The organism is Acidihalobacter aeolianus, assembly GCF_001753165.1.
GTDB classification, from domain to species: domain Bacteria; phylum Pseudomonadota; class Gammaproteobacteria; order DSM-5130; family Acidihalobacteraceae; genus Acidihalobacter; species Acidihalobacter aeolianus.
Genome location: NZ_CP017448.1, coordinates 403,215 through 418,721, shown reverse-complemented (window position 1 = coordinate 418,721; position 15,507 = coordinate 403,215). Strand labels below are relative to the sequence as shown.

17 protein-coding genes are annotated in these 15,507 nt (G+C 59.5%); 1 reads left to right on the top strand and 16 read right to left on the bottom strand.

Going from position 1 to position 15,507, the window contains the following annotated elements; all coding sequences use genetic code 11:
• Positions 1–19: 19 nt before the first annotated feature.
• The 11 genes from BJI67_RS01970 to typA all read right to left on the bottom strand — a co-directional run bounded on the left by BJI67_RS01970 (position 20) and on the right by typA (position 12,030).
• Entirely contained in the window at positions 20–1,006 is a 987-nt protein-coding gene (locus BJI67_RS01970; protein WP_083250551.1) for a heme o synthase, read from the bottom strand.
• 45 nt (positions 1,007–1,051) lie between these two features.
• Positions 1,052–2,158: a COX15/CtaA family protein gene (locus tag BJI67_RS01965; protein WP_083250550.1), complete on the bottom strand. Its 1,107-nt coding sequence runs from the start codon at positions 2,156–2,158 to the stop codon at positions 1,052–1,054.
• A 95-nt stretch (positions 2,159–2,253) separates the two neighbouring features.
• Complete coding sequence (locus BJI67_RS01960; RefSeq protein ID WP_070071598.1) at positions 2,254–2,472, bottom strand: hypothetical protein; 219 nt, start codon at positions 2,470–2,472, stop codon at positions 2,254–2,256.
• Between the two features lie 16 nt (positions 2,473–2,488).
• Positions 2,489–3,058, bottom strand: coding sequence for a hypothetical protein (locus BJI67_RS01955; protein WP_070071597.1), 570 nt, complete (start codon positions 3,056–3,058; stop codon positions 2,489–2,491).
• Between the two features lie 46 nt (positions 3,059–3,104).
• Complete coding sequence (locus BJI67_RS01950) at positions 3,105–5,003, bottom strand: cytochrome c oxidase subunit I (protein WP_083250549.1); 1,899 nt, start codon at positions 5,001–5,003, stop codon at positions 3,105–3,107.
• Between the two features lie 54 nt (positions 5,004–5,057).
• Complete coding sequence (locus BJI67_RS01945; protein WP_070071596.1) at positions 5,058–5,813, bottom strand: cytochrome c oxidase subunit II; 756 nt, start codon at positions 5,811–5,813, stop codon at positions 5,058–5,060.
• Positions 5,814–5,882: 69 nt separating this feature from the next.
• On the bottom strand, positions 5,883–6,455 hold the full coding sequence (locus BJI67_RS01940; protein ID WP_156781990.1) for a cupredoxin domain-containing protein: 573 nt from the start codon (positions 6,453–6,455) through the stop codon (positions 5,883–5,885).
• Between the two features lie 125 nt (positions 6,456–6,580).
• Entirely contained in the window at positions 6,581–7,975 is a 1,395-nt protein-coding gene (locus tag BJI67_RS01935; RefSeq protein ID WP_070071594.1) for a hypothetical protein, read from the bottom strand.
• Positions 7,976–8,231: 256 nt separating this feature from the next.
• A complete protein-coding gene (locus tag BJI67_RS01930) occupies positions 8,232–8,615 on the bottom strand; it encodes a hypothetical protein (RefSeq protein ID WP_156781989.1) in 384 nt (127 codons plus the stop codon).
• 343 nt (positions 8,616–8,958) lie between these two features.
• A complete protein-coding gene (locus tag BJI67_RS01925; RefSeq protein WP_070071592.1) occupies positions 8,959–10,158 on the bottom strand; it encodes a GGDEF domain-containing response regulator in 1,200 nt (399 codons plus the stop codon).
• 54 nt (positions 10,159–10,212) lie between these two features.
• On the bottom strand, positions 10,213–12,030 hold the full coding sequence (gene typA / locus BJI67_RS01920; protein ID WP_070071591.1) for a translational GTPase TypA: 1,818 nt from the start codon (positions 12,028–12,030) through the stop codon (positions 10,213–10,215).
• A gap of 99 nt (positions 12,031–12,129) precedes the next feature.
• Here typA and BJI67_RS01915 point away from each other — a divergent pair, with 99 nt between their 5' ends.
• Complete coding sequence (locus BJI67_RS01915) at positions 12,130–12,531, top strand: group II truncated hemoglobin (protein WP_070071590.1); 402 nt, start codon at positions 12,130–12,132, stop codon at positions 12,529–12,531.
• Between the two features lie 22 nt (positions 12,532–12,553).
• On the opposite strand, the gene BJI67_RS01910 is transcribed toward BJI67_RS01915, so the two are convergent.
• Genes BJI67_RS01910 through ureE form a run of 5 tightly spaced genes read right to left on the bottom strand, consistent with a single transcriptional unit; the run spans position 12,554 to position 15,473 of the window.
• On the bottom strand, positions 12,554–13,285 hold the full coding sequence (locus tag BJI67_RS01910) for a hemerythrin domain-containing protein (RefSeq protein ID WP_231940884.1): 732 nt from the start codon (positions 13,283–13,285) through the stop codon (positions 12,554–12,556).
• 9 nt (positions 13,286–13,294) lie between these two features.
• The gene (locus tag BJI67_RS01905) at positions 13,295–13,675 is read right to left on the bottom strand and encodes a SirB2 family protein (RefSeq protein WP_070071589.1); all 381 of its coding nucleotides are present in this window, start codon (positions 13,673–13,675) and stop codon (positions 13,295–13,297) included.
• The gene (gene ureG / locus BJI67_RS01900) at positions 13,675–14,289 is read right to left on the bottom strand and encodes an urease accessory protein UreG (RefSeq protein WP_070073881.1); all 615 of its coding nucleotides are present in this window, start codon (positions 14,287–14,289) and stop codon (positions 13,675–13,677) included. The genes BJI67_RS01905 and ureG overlap by 1 nt, the downstream gene beginning before the upstream one ends.
• 31 nt (positions 14,290–14,320) lie before the next feature.
• Positions 14,321–15,031 (bottom strand): urease accessory protein UreF, encoded by a 711-nt coding sequence (locus BJI67_RS01895; RefSeq protein ID WP_070071588.1) that lies wholly within the window; start codon positions 15,029–15,031, stop codon positions 14,321–14,323.
• Complete coding sequence (ureE, locus tag BJI67_RS01890) at positions 14,997–15,473, bottom strand: urease accessory protein UreE (RefSeq protein WP_070071587.1); 477 nt, start codon at positions 15,471–15,473, stop codon at positions 14,997–14,999. The genes BJI67_RS01895 and ureE overlap by 35 nt, the downstream gene beginning before the upstream one ends.
• Positions 15,474–15,507 lie beyond the last annotated feature (34 nt).

Here is a 15,507-nt window from a genome sequence, read left to right as displayed (position 1 = left end):
GGCATTCATCTCCTTATGCTTACGCTAGGATGCCGCGCAATATCGTGAAATAGTGATCTATCAGCAGTGCGCTGAAAATCCCCATGAGATACACGATGGAGAACGCAAACATCCTGATTGCAGTATGCGGCTTGCGCCTGAACTTCAGCTTAACGGCGTAGCCCAGGAAACCCACATTGCAGGCTGCAGCCCCGGCGAGGTACAGCCAACCGGCGTGACCCATGATGAACGGCAACAGCGTCACCAGCACCAGGATGACCGTATAAACCAGGATCTGTGTCTGCGTGTGCTCCTCGCCGTGGGTCACGGGCAGCATAGGAATCTTGGCCTTGGCGTAATCGTCCTTGTAGTGCAACGCGAGCGCCCAGAAGTGCGGCGGCGTCCAGAAGAAAATAATCGAGAACAGGACGATTGACTCGTAGCTGACATGCCCGCTCACGGCGCACCAACCAAGTACCGGTGGTACGGCACCAGCAGCACCGCCCCAGACTATATTCTGTGGTGTGGTGCGTTTAAGAAAGCCCGTATAAATCACCGCGTAGCCGATCATCGCAAGGAAGGTCAGGACGGCGGTTTCCACGTTGACCCATTCGACCAGCACCCACATCGACAGCAACGCCAGGATGGTGGCAAACGTAAGCCCCTGGAACGTACCCAGCCCCCCCGTGGCAATCGGACGCCAGGCCGTGCGGCTCATCTTTGCGTCCATGTGTTGATCGATGACGTGGTTCACCGCTGCTGCAGCTGCGGCGCCTAGGCCTATTCCCAGAGTACCGAAAACCAACGTGCCTATTGCAATGATCCCGGGCGTCGCGAGCAACATTCCGACAATCGCGGTGAACAGAATCAACGCGACCACACGAGGCTTGGTCAGCGCGTAGTAAGCCTGTACCTGACGCCAGATATTGGCCCAGCTCCAGACCGGCAGATTCAGCTCACCCGGCGTGATGCCGGGAGCCCTGATTTCCGCTTCTCCGCTCAGGGTGCTCTCCTCGTCTTGACGCATATTCGACTCTCCCGAGATTACCGTTGTAATTTAGTTGTCATCGGCTCACGCCAAATTAGCGTGAGCCAGCGCGACCCCGCTATGCACATAGGCATCGCGCGTCGACCACAGTAAAAAGTTCACCGACAGCACAGCAGACAAAACCAGCGCGGCCCCCGGGGTATGTGCCCATTCCACATAGAAAGGCAGGCCAAAACTCACCATCGACACGCCCAAGGCGATTTGCAGTGCGATACTCGCCAACAGCAATCCGCCGAGCAGGCGCAGCTTCGCAACGCCGCCTGCGAGCATGAGATAAATCCCGAGCCCACCGGCAACCAGCGCCGTCACCATAGCGCCCATCCTGTGCACTACCTGGATCGCGACACGCGCTCCACCGTCAAGAATGCCGCCCTGATAATCGACACCCAGTCGATGCCAGAAGACAAACGCCTTGTCGAAATTCATACCCGCAGGCCACCAATGGCCATTGCAGGTCGGAAAGCCGTAACAGGCCCAGGCCGCATAATTCGTACTGGTCCATGCGCCGAGAAAGATCTGCGTGCAGACAACGGCCAGCGCGGCCAGTCCCCACCAGCGCAGGCCGCGCATCCGCGAGGCGCTCTGCAAATCGGCTTTGTTGAGCCGCATAAAATGCGTGCATCTAAAAACCAGCCACAATAGGCTGGCCAGCATCACCATGCCCCCAACCAGGTGCCCGGTCACAATCAGCGGATCCAGCAACATGGTCACGGTGACCATGCCGAGCAGTGCCTGCACCACCACCCATAGGGCGGTGAACACGACCAGCTTGACCGGCGCAGCGGCAACCCGCTTGCGCACCCTCAAGGTCGCCACCAGCAGTGCGAGAATCGTCATGCCCAAGGTCCCCGCCACATAGCGATGAACCATCTCCTTCCATTCGCGGGCCGTAGTGTCCTGTACCGGAGCCGGCGCATGGACGATCTGCGCTGCCATATCCGCATGGGGCACATGCGGTGGCGTTACATGCCCGTAGCATAATGGCCAACTCGGACAGCTCAACCCGGCCTTGGACAATCGCACGTAAGAACCCAGCACGATCATCCCGAAGGTCAGCAGCAAAGCCACGACAGATAGTCGACGCGGCCAACGCATCGGATCTTGCATTGCAGAAGGGAGGCGCTGTTCCATCGACTGACTGGCTCTATAAATTCAGTAATCTTCTTTTCTGGTTGAATCTCCCGACGCCACGCTAGCGCCGGGAGACATTTCTGGCATTGACTGACTTACTTCAGCGCTTCCTCAATTTTCTTGATTCGCACTTCTTCCTCTTTCTTCGTTTGCTTGTTGAACCACCACATAAATACAACGATGGCAGTCCAAGGCACCAGCATATAAGTCCCGGTCCACCACCACGCGGGCAGGTCAACCGTATGCGGAATGATGAAATGCAGCGCTGGGATATGCAAATGCGGCAGCGCGTGAGAATGTGCTGGGATATCCATTACAAGATCCTCCCCGTTAAATGATGAAGTAAATCACGTAGAACAAGACCCACATGACTACGATCAGACGCCAGAAATCTACGGCGTTATGTACTTTCCACGACTGTTCCTTGCGGATTTTTCCTTTCGATGCGGCCGACACATAGGCCATGAACGCGAAATGTGCGAGCGACATCATCAGAATGAAACCCACCGAATCGGTATACATGTTTTCGCCGAAACGGCTACCGACCGGGATCGAGCCGGTAAACCAGTCATAGATGATTCCGATCACGACCACCGTGATCATAAGTAGAGCCACCGACAGATTTCGGCCGATCGCACTGTTATCACCCTGGTATGCCGCCTTCACCGCACTCGATGTCGGAAACAATGTAGCGATCATGATCAATGTCAGCACCGACCACAGTACGTAGTTCACGCCTGCAGGCTTGTCTGCATAGGCCCACAGGAATCGGGCCGCAAAGAGCGGTATGAAAAACATGGTCGTTGACAGCAGGATCAACCCGAACGCGCCACGTTTGGCTCGCGCTGGAGCGATATCCAGAATCCCGCTCTCATATGCTTTTGCTTCATCAATTTCCATTGCCTTATTCCTCAACTAATTTTGGACGCGTGGACCTCGCAGAGCACTAAGTGCTCTGCTTGGCATCCACCCAAATGACAGGTTCCGGAGCGTTTTCTTCGTAGTTGTAGAAGTCGCTCACCACAACCGGCTCCTTGCCAAACGGGAAGTTCTCGTAAGGCGGCGGAGAAGGCATCTGCCAGTCCAGCGTTTTCGCACCCCAGGGGTTCTGGCCGGCCAGTGGCCCGCGGTAGTAGCTGTACACCAGGTTTACCAGCGGGATCAGGAAGCCGGCTCCCAGCAGGAAGGCGTTGATGGAGATCCAGTCATTCATGGGCTGCAGGTACGGCAGGTAAGTCGCGATGCGACGATTCATGCCGTCCAGACCCACCACAAAGAAACCCATGAAGGTGAAGTTGAAGAAGATGAAGAACCACCAGGCATGTAACTTGGCCCAGAACTCGTTGACCATGCGACCCGTTACCTTCGGGAAGTAGTAGTACAGCGCGCCGATCCAGGTAAACAACATGCCGCCAAGGATCGTGTAGTGGAAGTGACCCACGACGAAGAACGTGTTGTGGATCTGCAGGTTGGCAGGCACGTCGGAGTTGAACACACCCGTCAGACCACCGATCAGGAAATTCACCATCGACATCAGAATCAGCAACAGCGGGGATGTGATACGGACGCGACCACCCCACAGGGTGCCGATTGCAGCCAGGTAGAAGAAACCCGTCGGGACCGAAACCATCTCGGTGATACCCATGATGATCGGCAGACGCGCGTCACCAACCTGGGTGAAGAAGTGGTGAACACCGACCGCGCCGGAGATCGCCATGATGCCGACGAAACCAGCCACGGCCCAACCACGGCCAAACAGACTGCGGCGCGAGAAGACCGTGATGATCTCCAGCCACAGCGCCCAGGCAGGCAGCACGAACACGTACACCTCAGGGTGGAACAACCACCAGAACATATCCTGGTAGGCCAGGGTCAATCCGCCCTTCAGCGCGTAAAACTGGGTTCCGACAACCATGTCAAACAGGTTGAACAGGAACGCTGTCGCTGTGTAAGGAACGAAAATGATCAGCAGCACGGAGGCCGATGCAACACCGTAGACAAACATGGGCACACGTGACAGCGTCATCCCCTTGGTACGCAGGAACACCAGCGTGGCCACGAAGTTAATCGCACCCGCCCAGGATGACAGCAGCAGTGTTGCGGCGCCCATGAAGTAGAAGATGATACCGGTGCCGCCCATCGTGGACAGCGGGGGGAAACCCATCCAGCCACTTTCATAACCACCCACGAGCGGACTGAGTGCAACGGCTACCACGCCCGGCGGCACGAACCACGAGCTTAAACCCATCAATTTCGGGAACACCACCTGACGTGCACCGATCATCGGCGGCAGTATGTAATTGCCGATGCCGCCCAAGATCGCCAGCGCCGCAACGGCAAGCAACATCAAGGTGCCGTGGATACTGAAGGCTTCGTTGTACTGCTCCTTCGTAGCAAAAAACATCCCGTGCGGCGACAACAGATCCACGCGAATCGCCATTGCCAGCATACCGGCGATGAAAAACGTGGCGATGGCGAAGATCGTATAGCGCGTGGCGGTGGCCTTGGCTTCCGTACCGAAGCGGAAATAACGGCCGACGCCCTTGTTAAGCCAGGTTTCTTCACCGCCGAATGACGGCTTGACCCAGCCTTCCCATACGCCAATCCCCATGAACCAGCCAACCAGCCCAAAAATATAGCCGACCGTCAATTCACGCGGGGAGGCCAGCGACCCATGGCTGCCGCCATACAGTGAGTGTTCGATGATGCCGACGAGCAGCGTGCCGATGATGTAACCAATAGCTGCCCATAGCACGCCACGTGCCAGAGGCCACCAGTCCGCGAAGGTAATCCCCCGCGGGCTACCTGCTGCCCTGTCTTGACTCGATGAAATTACCGATGACATTTCACATACCTCTTGTCATGACTGAATTGTTCGAATATCGCTGTTCAGATGCACTTAGAAGCTCTGGCTAGCAACCCAGGCCTTGAAGTCCTTGTCGGTCACTACCTTCACCACGGCGCGCATCTGCGCATGTCCGAGACCACAGTCCCAACTGCACTGGACTCGAGCCAATGGATTCTGGCTGGTATCAACCAACGCGGTTGGCGTGATCACGATCGAGCGGGTCTCACCGGGCACTAGCGCTTTCTTGATGCCCCAGATCGGCACCCAGAACGAGTGCATGACGTCATCGGACTTAACAATGAACTTGATCGGCTGGTCCACCGGGACTTCCAGCACCGGGGAATTCATGATGCCCTGCTTGGGATAGCTGAATGACCACTGCCACTGCTGACCCGTCACATCGACAACCAGCGGGTCCTTTGCATCCGCAGCGATGTTCCAGAGCTGCTCCAGACCGACCATACCCGGATACACGAACACGACCGTGTTGATCATGATCGACAAGCCCAGCCAGGCCAGTGTGTACGGACCAAAGGCATGAGTATGGATCTGCGCGCTTTGCTTGTCGTCAAGCGGCACCCTGTGAACGATGGCCGCATAAACGAAGGGCACCGTCACCAGAACGAACACCATCACGGTCACATGGTAAATGAATGTGAGCGCGTCCTTAGTGATCTCGCCCTGCAAACTTGCCACGGCTGGCCACAAATGGTCTATCGACCAGAAGACGAACGTTTGGGCGATAGGTACCAGAATCGCCCAAATGATCACCACGTTTACAAAGTCTCTCCAAAGATTTCTTTTCATGCGCTGAATACCTCAGTCAAGGCTGAAATGCCCGCTCCTATTCCGCGTTTGTCGTCATTTTGATGGGGTTCAACCCGCATTCGCAGGCACGACATCGACAGTCCCATGCATACCGCTGAGGTAATGCTGGCCGTTCTGCAGAAAGCACGCGTAGGTCCACTTACCGGGCTTGTTGGGCACGGTGAATTTAAAAGTAAAATGCTGACCCGGCGTCAGACTCACAGAAAAATCCTTCTGCACTTTTTCAGAACCGGACTTGGTGTCGATGGTGACACCCGCGAAGAAGTTCTGATCCCAGCCATCGGGTTGACGGTGCTGCGCAAAACCAGTGGAGCTGGTAGCGAGGTTACGTCCCATATTCCATTGGTGGTTCTGACCAGGCTGCGCATGATTGGCATTAAACAGCGTCAGCTCGACCTTTTCTCCCACGTGCCAGGTCAGGTGACCGGGTTCATAATAGAAATCATGCTCATCAATGGTGTAATGATGATAGCCGTCTGAGGTCATTGTGCCGCCAGCGGTCGGTTGAGTCGTCTGAGTCCACCACCATCCTATGACAAACAGGATGACAAAGATGATCAGCGCGATCAGTACCTGACCACCTCCCTTTGGTGCGACCCCGGGTGTGCTTGACTGAGCCATTATCGATCTCTCCAAAAATTAAGCGCTGTTGATCTAAAAAAAAAGAATTTGCCGCAAATTCAGATTCGTTTCCGCACTAAAATTTTGTCCCGCTGCGACATTCCGCAGCGGGACAAGTGGCTAGATCACATCATGAGCCACATGAACACGGACAAGGTGTTGTTATACGAAGCATTGGTGCTGCTGCCATCGAACTTATTAAATGCAACGTACTGCACACCAAACTTGGTGTTGATCCACGGCAGATAATTCACCTGCAGGATTTCACCGCTGGTGTCCGGGCTGCCATTGATACTAGATGTGCCACCACCATTTGACAGCAACGCAGGCGCGGCAACTGGTGTATTAGCACCCGAATCACCCCACAAATTGGCATTAGTAGACCCGCTAACGCCGAAGTACTGGCCTACAACCCCATATTTACGATGCCAGTAATACTGCCCGTTGATCTGGTATTGGTTTACGCTGCCAGTCGTATTGCCGCTCGCGGTAGTACTGTTCGGAACCATCGCGTTCGGAACCTTCAAGGACTCATGGATATATGACGCACGAATCGTATAGCTGTAATTCGTGGCAACGTGCTCATACTGTCCATCCAGTGCGGTATCGAGGTATTTCGCCTGCGGGCCTGAGGTCATCCCAACAGCATAAGATTTTCCATAGATACCAAAAGTGCCGATTTCCCAGGAATTGACCCCACCTTCGTGGGAATAGGCCAACCGCCAGTAAGGAGCCACGTTGGAAATGGTTCCGTTAAGCGTATTTACAGTGCTGCCAGGAACCATGCCGCGGTAGAGCATGACCTGTGCATAGTAGGTATTGTTGTACCAAACGTAACCGCCTGCTCCTACAGAATTCGCCTGCAACGTAACATTACCCAACACTGTACCGATGGGCCCACCATTGCCTGCATTACCCTGTACCGGCGAATAGAATGGGAAACCCCAAATCGGCGTATCCTGCCAGAGGTCACCCACACCTGGGGCATTGTTCACATCCAGGCCCCAGACCAGGTTGCCATTACCAACCGGCGTCTCCTTGGCATAGCGCACGTCCGTGTTGTCGATACCCACCGAGTTGGTCGTCGGATCCCACGTCAACTGCGAAAACACGCCCAGATCGGTGCCCGCGCGGCCCGCGTAGAACAAGCTGTACTGGCCCGGGAAATCCGCGGAGGGATTCGGCGTACCACTTGCGTTGTTGGCCTTCCCCGACCAGCTCTCATCCGCAATCATCATCAGCGCGATCGGCGGAATCTTGTCGATAGCCAAGCGCTTCTCACCATTCTGCTCATAGCTGATCGTGTTGTTGCTGCCCGAATTGAAGGTGTAGGCCAGCGACTTGAACTGGCGACCGAACGAGGTCAGCTGCGGCTCGACGGTGTGACAGGCCGCGCAGGACACGCCCAACTGCCTGGCGAACGCCGGGACGGCATGCGCTTCCTGCGCAGCCACCATCGCGGCACCACCGGCCACGATGGCCGCAGCCAGCTTGCCGACTGAAAGTTTCTTTCGATTCATACTCTCCTCCCAAATTGAACAAGGTCTCTCGACCATGCGCACAAACACCGGTGAAGCTCACCGATTCCTAGATACGACACCCCATGCGCGGCCCGACCCTAAAGCACCTATAAAACGCCTACCTACATTAGGCCGAGCCGTTCTAGTTACAACATTTTCGAGTCAGTCAAAGACACGGCCGAAACCGCGGCACGGAAACGCGCCGCACCGGATACCGCTAGACGGGTATCCGCGACGCGTCGATGGATAAGGTCAACTAGATACGCAGACGTTGCGTAGACAGATAAGCCAAGGCTTGCCGGGCACTGGTTATATCCGTTATCGGATCGAACCGCCGCCGGCCGAGACTCGCGCTGATGGCAGCGCACAGAGCGATAAGCGCCGCAAAACAGGCGAAGACGCAGGCCACAAGATCGAAACGCGGCTGCGAGGTAACAAAAGAGGAAATGGCGCGGCAATCTTCCATCACCGCACGATCAACCAAACTCGCACGCGTATGCTCGCCCTGAGAGGCGCCTCGATTTCGGCGCAGGGCGTTGGCATGGGCGTAGGAAACTGGGGACGGGCCATTCTGTGCCACAGCAGCGACGGATTCGAGCGCAGGCTTGATCAACACGCAGAAAAGCAGCACGACGAACATCGTACCACCCAACTTCATCCACATGTATTGATCAGCGCGTGAAACCATCGTTCGATTGCGTAAGAGGCGTCTCGACGTCATTGCCCGTCAATCGCTTCCTTGCGTCACTCCTGATTTCTTTTATCCAACCACCGGAACTTTTCTACTCCCGGGGACGTGTAATAGGTATTGGCACTCCAATGGCAGTTTTATATCCCAATAACCCTGATGTTCAAAATCAAACTTTATGATAACTACCATCAGACCACATTATTCTACGATATGCGAATATTATGTATGTCTAATACTTAGCTTGGCCGCTAGTGTTGGAGCGGATGAATGCAATACCGATAATCAATTGTTATTACATCGATTTGAGTTTACTGCGCATGCGGGACAAACCCTCGTCCATGCCCAAATCGAGCTGACGGTTACCGAACACCAATAGCGGATAAATACGCACCATCAAGCGGCGCAGCTGAGAATTCACCTTAGCAGTCTCCCCCGCTCGCACAAGCACCAAGGCCTCGTCGAGGGTCAGCGCCTCCTCCTCCGGCGGCAACAGCAGTGGCTGACCAACGTCATCATGCGCGAAGATCAGCTGATCCCCCCCCTCGCGAATACCCTTTTGCAGGCGTGACTCGGCAACCTTGAGCACTTCCTCGAACTGCAGGGATTCGGTCAGCGCGGGGGTTACCAGGCCTTCGCTGACGGTCATGCGAAATCTCGTTTGGCCGCTGCGATAACCCGTCTTGCGCATGATCTGATGGATTTTTTCCGCCGCGCCGCGCGCCGTTGCGGAGCTCGTTCCCAACATGAGCACGGCAAAATCGGCTTGCCCGATACGCGCAACCATGTCTTCGTCACGCACGCACGAGGAGATGATGCGGGAAATATTGACCAGCACCTTCTCGGCGACCGCCTCGCCCTTTTTCCGTTGCAGCACATCGAAGCGATCGATATTGATGCGTAACAGCGAGATGGCCGTTGCGTGCCGAATTGCAAAGGACAGCAGCTCGGGCCCGTGTTTCATCAGATACTGACGATTCGCCAGACCTGTGAGCGGATCGATGGTGGATTCCAGCTCAAGCGCCTTGGTCGCACGCTGAAGTTTGCGTGTGGTCTGATCGAGATGCGCATACGAACGCGCTCTGGCACGCAACTGCACGGCGTCGAAAGGCTTGGTGATAAAGTCGGTCGCGCCAAGGTGCATGGCACGCCGCTGCATGCGTTCGTCGTCGCTGTGCCCTGTGATGATGATCACAGGAAGCTGATTGATGCGTGGATGCACCGACTCGCGAATCAGACGCAGTAGCTGGAAGCCGTTCATTGCCGGCATCATCAAATCGGTAAATACCACCTGAATGCTGGCGTCGGTGCTGATGATGTCCCAGGCGGCGTCGCCGTCGTTGGCCTCCACCACCTCGAAATCGGTGGCCAGCAGGCGGCTCATGGCCAGACACATGGTCGGAGAATCGTCGACGATCAGGACACGCGGCCGTTGCAAGGCAACGTCGTCGGGTGCGCCACCCGACGGGCGTTTCAGCGGTACTGCTTGCGACATGCGATCACCTCCCGCAAACCACGCTCGAATTCGGGGAGGCCTGACCGTCTTGGATCAGGCCGTCGCCCTTGCCGACCGCTTGCGCTCGTGTTCCAGCAGGAACTTCTTGCGCAGACGGATATGATGCGGCGTCACCTCGACCAGCTCATCGTCGTCGATAAACTCCAGTGCCTGTTCCAGCGACAGCCGGATCGGCGGAGTCAGCAATATGTTCTCATCAGAGCCGGCCGCACGGATGTTTGTCAACTGTTTGGCCTTGAGCGGGTTCACCACGAGATCGTTGTCCCGGGAATGAATGCCCACAATCATTCCTTCATACACCTCTTCGCCGGGACCGATGAACAAACGTCCACGCTCCTGCAGATTGAAGAGCGCATACCCCAGCGCCTTGCCCGCACCGTTGGCGATCAGCACGCCGTTGATGCGCTGCCCGAAATCTCCGCGCTTGACCGGACCATAGTGGTCGAACACGTTATATAGCAGACCCGTACCTTGGGTTGCGGTCAGAAACTCGGTACGGAAACCGATCAGCCCGCGCGCCGGAATGATGTAGTCCAGACGCACGCGCCCCTTGCCGTCTGGGATCATGTCCTTGAGGTCGCCGCCGCGCTCGCCGAGCTTCTGCATCACGGTGCCCTGGTGGTCTTCCTCGACGTCCACGGTCAGCTGCTCGTAAGGTTCCTCGCGCACTCCATCCACCTCGCGCACGATAACCTCGGGGCGGGACACGCCCAGCTCGTAGCTCTCGCGGCGCATGTTTTCGATCAGCACCGACAGGTGCAGCTCGCCGCGACCGGACACCTTGAACTTGTCCGGATCATCGGTCTCCTCGACGCGCAGGGCAACGTTGTGCACCAGCTCGCGCTCAAGACGCTCGCGAATCTGGCGGCTGGTCACGTACTTGCCGTCGCGTCCGGCGAAGGGCGAGGTATTGACCTGGAAGGTCATGCTGACAGTCGGCTCGTCCACGGTCAGCGGAGGCAACGCCTCCGGCTGCTGGGGCGAGCACAGGGTGTCTGAAATGTTCAGCGGATCGAGGCCGGTGAAGGCGATGATGTCGCCAGCTTCGGCCTCGGGCACCTCCACACGCTCCAGACCATGGAAACCCAGCACCTGCAGCACGCGGCCGTTACGGCGGTTGCCGTCGCGGTCGATCACGGCGACCGGCGTATTGGTCTTGATGCGGCCGCGAGTGATGCGACCGATGCCGATGACACCGACATAGCTATTGTAGTCGAGCGAGCTGACCTGCAGCTGTAGCGGCCCTTCGGGGTCGACCTCGGGCGGCTGCACGTGTTCGACGATCGCCTGGAACAGCGGGTCCATGTTGCCTTCGCGCACATCCGAGTGGGTGCCGGCATAACCGTTCAGCGCCGAGGCGTAGAGCACTGGGAAGTCCAACTGCTCGTCGGTCGCACCGAGACGATCGAACAGGTCGAAGGTCTGATCCACCACCCAATCGGGTCGCGCGCCGGGACGGTCGACCTTGTTGACCACCACGATCGGGCGCAGGCCTTGGGCCAATGCCTTCTGCGTGACGAAACGCGTCTGCGGCATCGGGCCGTCCACCGCGTCCACCAGCAGCAGTACCGAATCCACCATCGACATCACGCGCTCGACCTCGCCGCCGAAATCGGCGTGGCCGGGGGTGTCGACGATATTGATATGATAGCCCTGCCACTCGATGGCGGTATTCTTGGCGAGGATGGTGATGCCTCGCTCCTTTTCCAGGGCATTGGAATCCATGACCCGCTCCACAACCTCGGCGCGCGCGTCGAAGGTGCCGGATTGTTGCAGCAGTTTATCGACCAGCGTGGTCTTGCCGTGGTCGACGTGTGCGATGATCGCGATGTTACGAATTGAGCGGGTCATATGTGATACGGTTGTCCTAAGGGCCCGCAATTGTATCCGGAAACCTTGTGCGGCGCATGCAAATCCTTGAATCTCCGTCCACCCAGCCCGAATGCCGACATGTCGCAATCCACCCTCCCCGTGATTTCCCCCTACGACCGCCTCGGCGGCGAGGCCGGCCTGCGCCGGCTGGTGCATCGCTTCTACACCCTGATGGACACGCTGGATGAGGCGAAAGGGATCCGTGACATGCACCCCCCGTCGCTCGCCGGTTCGGAGGAAAAGCTGTTCATGTTTCTGTCGGGCTGGCTGGGCGGCCCGCAGCTTTACGTAGAGGCCTATGGCCCGCCGATGCTGCGCAGGCGCCACCTGCATTTCCCCATCGGCAGCAGCGAACGCGATCAGTGGATGCTGTGCATGGACCGCGCGCTGGACGAACAGGGACTGGACGAGACCGTGAAGACGCAGTTGCGCGAGGCGCTGATGCGCACCGCCGACCACATGCGCAACCAGCCAGAATAAGGTCGCAGCTGGCCGCCGGCGGCTATTCGATGCCGACGGAGGCCGCGGCCTCGTCGCCCGCCCGCACCAGCGCCTGCACGCGCGGGAACAGTTCTGCCGCAATCGCCGGATCGTGACGCAGCAACCGAACCCAGTGCGGGAACAGATTGTTCTCCTCGCGCCACTCGTGCTTGGCAAGCTGCCCGGAGATGATCGCGAAGAACGGCGCGAGCATGCCGGCGTCGTCCATCCCCTCGTCGACCATCTCCTCGATCATCACCGTGTGCTCGATGATCTCGTCGTGCTCGCGCAGCATGATCGAGGTGGGGTCGTCGCCGCGCGGCGAGCGCGGCAGCGAGAGCACCGGCACCACGATCTCGTTTTCCGCCTCGACGTGGCGCCGCAGACAGCTCGCATAGACCCGGAAGCACGGCAACGCGGCAGCCATGTCGCCGGCATTGCAGCGGTGCAGCGCGGACGCGAACAGGTGATCGACGCGCAGGTGGTCGCGGGTCAGCAGGTCGACGAGGTCGCTGGCCGCCACGTCCTCGCGCCGGCGCACGCGCACGCGCCACGCCGGCGGACCGGCCTCGACGACGTCCCAGTAGATGCCGTTGCGCAATTCCAAGGTCAGCGCGTCCATCAGGATGCGCGGATCGTCGTGGGCCAATACGGCAATCTCCTGTCCGCGCGTCAGTTCGCGCAGATATCCGAGCAGATAGCTGTGTTCCGTCCGTTCGCCGCGTTCGGCAAGATCGATTTGCTGCACGTCCACTCCTTACTCCTAGGCGGGCAGAAAAGGCATGGGCCGATGGCTCAGTGCCACGCTCGCTATATATATGAATACCGCAAGCGCCGCGAACCAGGCCAGCGTGCGGACCGTACGAGTCCGGCCGCGGCGCAGGGCCACCGCTCCGAGGATCACGTAGGCCACCACCGCGACCAGTTTGGCGGCGAACCAGGGGTGTTGAAACGGCGACAGACGCAGACGCAGCGCCAGCCAGATACCGCTGACCAGCAGCACGGTGTCGATCACGTGCGGCAGCACGCGGGTCAGCGGGGCCCGCAGGCGCGGCGAGCCGCGCATCATCCACACGCCGCGCGTGACGAAACCGCCGAGCGACAGCATCGCGCTGGTGAGATGCGTCTTGAGCAGCCAGTCCATCAGGCCAGCATCCCGCGCGTCACGATGAAGTCGGCGATGGCCGCCACCCCCTCGCCCGCGCGGATGTTGGTGAACACGAACGGACGCTCCCCGCGCATCCTGCGCGCATCGCGGTCCATCACCTCCAGCGAGGCGCCCACGTGCGGCGCCAGGTCGATCTTGTTGATCACCAGCAGATCCGACTTGGTGATCCCGGGTCCGCCCTTGCGCGGAATCTTGTCGCCCGCGGACACGTCGATCACGTAGATCGTGAGGTCGGACAGCTCCGGGCTGAAGGTGGCGCTCAGGTTGTCGCCGCCGCTCTCGACGAACACGAGGTCCAGCCTGTCGAAGCGCTCGACCAGCTCGCGCACCGCGGCAAGATTCATCGACGCGTCCTCGCGGATCGCGGTGTGCGGGCAGCCGCCCGTCTCCACCCCGACGATGCGTTCGACCGGCAGCGCGTCGTGGCGGATCAGGAACTCCGCGTCCTCGCGTGTGTAGATATCGTTGGTCACCACCGCGAGCTCGTAGCGGTCACGCATGTGCTTGCACAGAGCCTCGACCAGCGCGGTCTTGCCCGAGCCCACCGGCCCGCCGATGCCAACCCGCAACACCGCCGAATCCATCTGCATCAGGTTCTCCTCGAATGGCCCGTGCGCCGGTTCACGAGCGGAACAGGCGCGAATACTGGCGCGCATGCGCCGTGCTGGCGAGGGCATAGCCCGGCGCCGAACGCCCCAGCGCATCGTCGGACAGGGCAAGCGCCTCGTCCACCCGCGCCGGCAACGCGGCGATCAGCCCGCTCAGGATGCGCTGCCCCGCCGACTGACCCAGCGGCACCAGCTTGATCGCCGCCGCGACCTGGTTCTCCGCCCAGGTCCAGGCGTAGCCTAGCATTGCCTGTCGCGGCGCGATGTCCCAGTGCACGGCCGCAAGCGCGAACAGGGTGGCGAAGGCGACCGGGCGCTGCCGCTGCCAGGGCTCGGCCGCGCGCACGTCGAGTCCGGCCAGCACGCGGGCCAGCGCGGCACCGAGCTGCATGTCCTCCTCGCGCAGCTCGGCGGTCTCGCGCAGCGCATGCAGCACGTCCGTCCAGCGCACGACCGCCGCCTCGTCCTGCGCCGCCCAGGCAGCGTGCAGTCGCGCGAGCAACGGCAGGTCGGCACCCGTCAGGCCATGGGCCAGCACGCCTTCGATCCAGGCCGCGGCCGTCGCCTCGTCGTGCACCCAGCCGGCCTCGACCGCGGCTTCCAATCCCTGCGAATAGGCATAGGCGCCGACCGGCAGCGCCGGGCTCACCAGCTGCATCAGCCGCAGCAGGGCGAGATCGGCGGGTTGCTCAATGCTCATGCGGATGCCCGTGCTGATGGCCATGTCCGTGGCCGCCGCCGTAGGCACCCGCCTCCGGCTCGAAGGGTGCCTGCTCCACCGCGACCTCGAGCCCCAGCCCGCGCACCATGTCGTCGAGCACGTGGTCGTGCGCATAGCGCAGCCAGTCCTCCGCCACCTGCAGCGGCACATGGCGGTTGCCCAGATGATAGGCGGCGCGCAACAGGTCGAGCCGGCTCGCCGCACGCGCGGTGGAGACCGTCTCCGGCGCGGCACGCACCTCCACCACTCGCCCGTCCGCCGCGCGCAGGCGGTCGCCGTGGCGCAGCACGCCGCCGCGCGGCAGGAACAGCCCGACCTCGCCGCCGTCGTCCAGATGCGCGCGCAGCCGGCTGCGCTGACGCAGCTCGAAGGGCAGTGTCAGCGTGGCGTCGGCCGCCGCATCCGGCTCGGCGAGGGACTCGATTCTGATCAGTTCGGCGGACATCGCGGACTCCGTAAGCGCAGACCCACAGCTTATC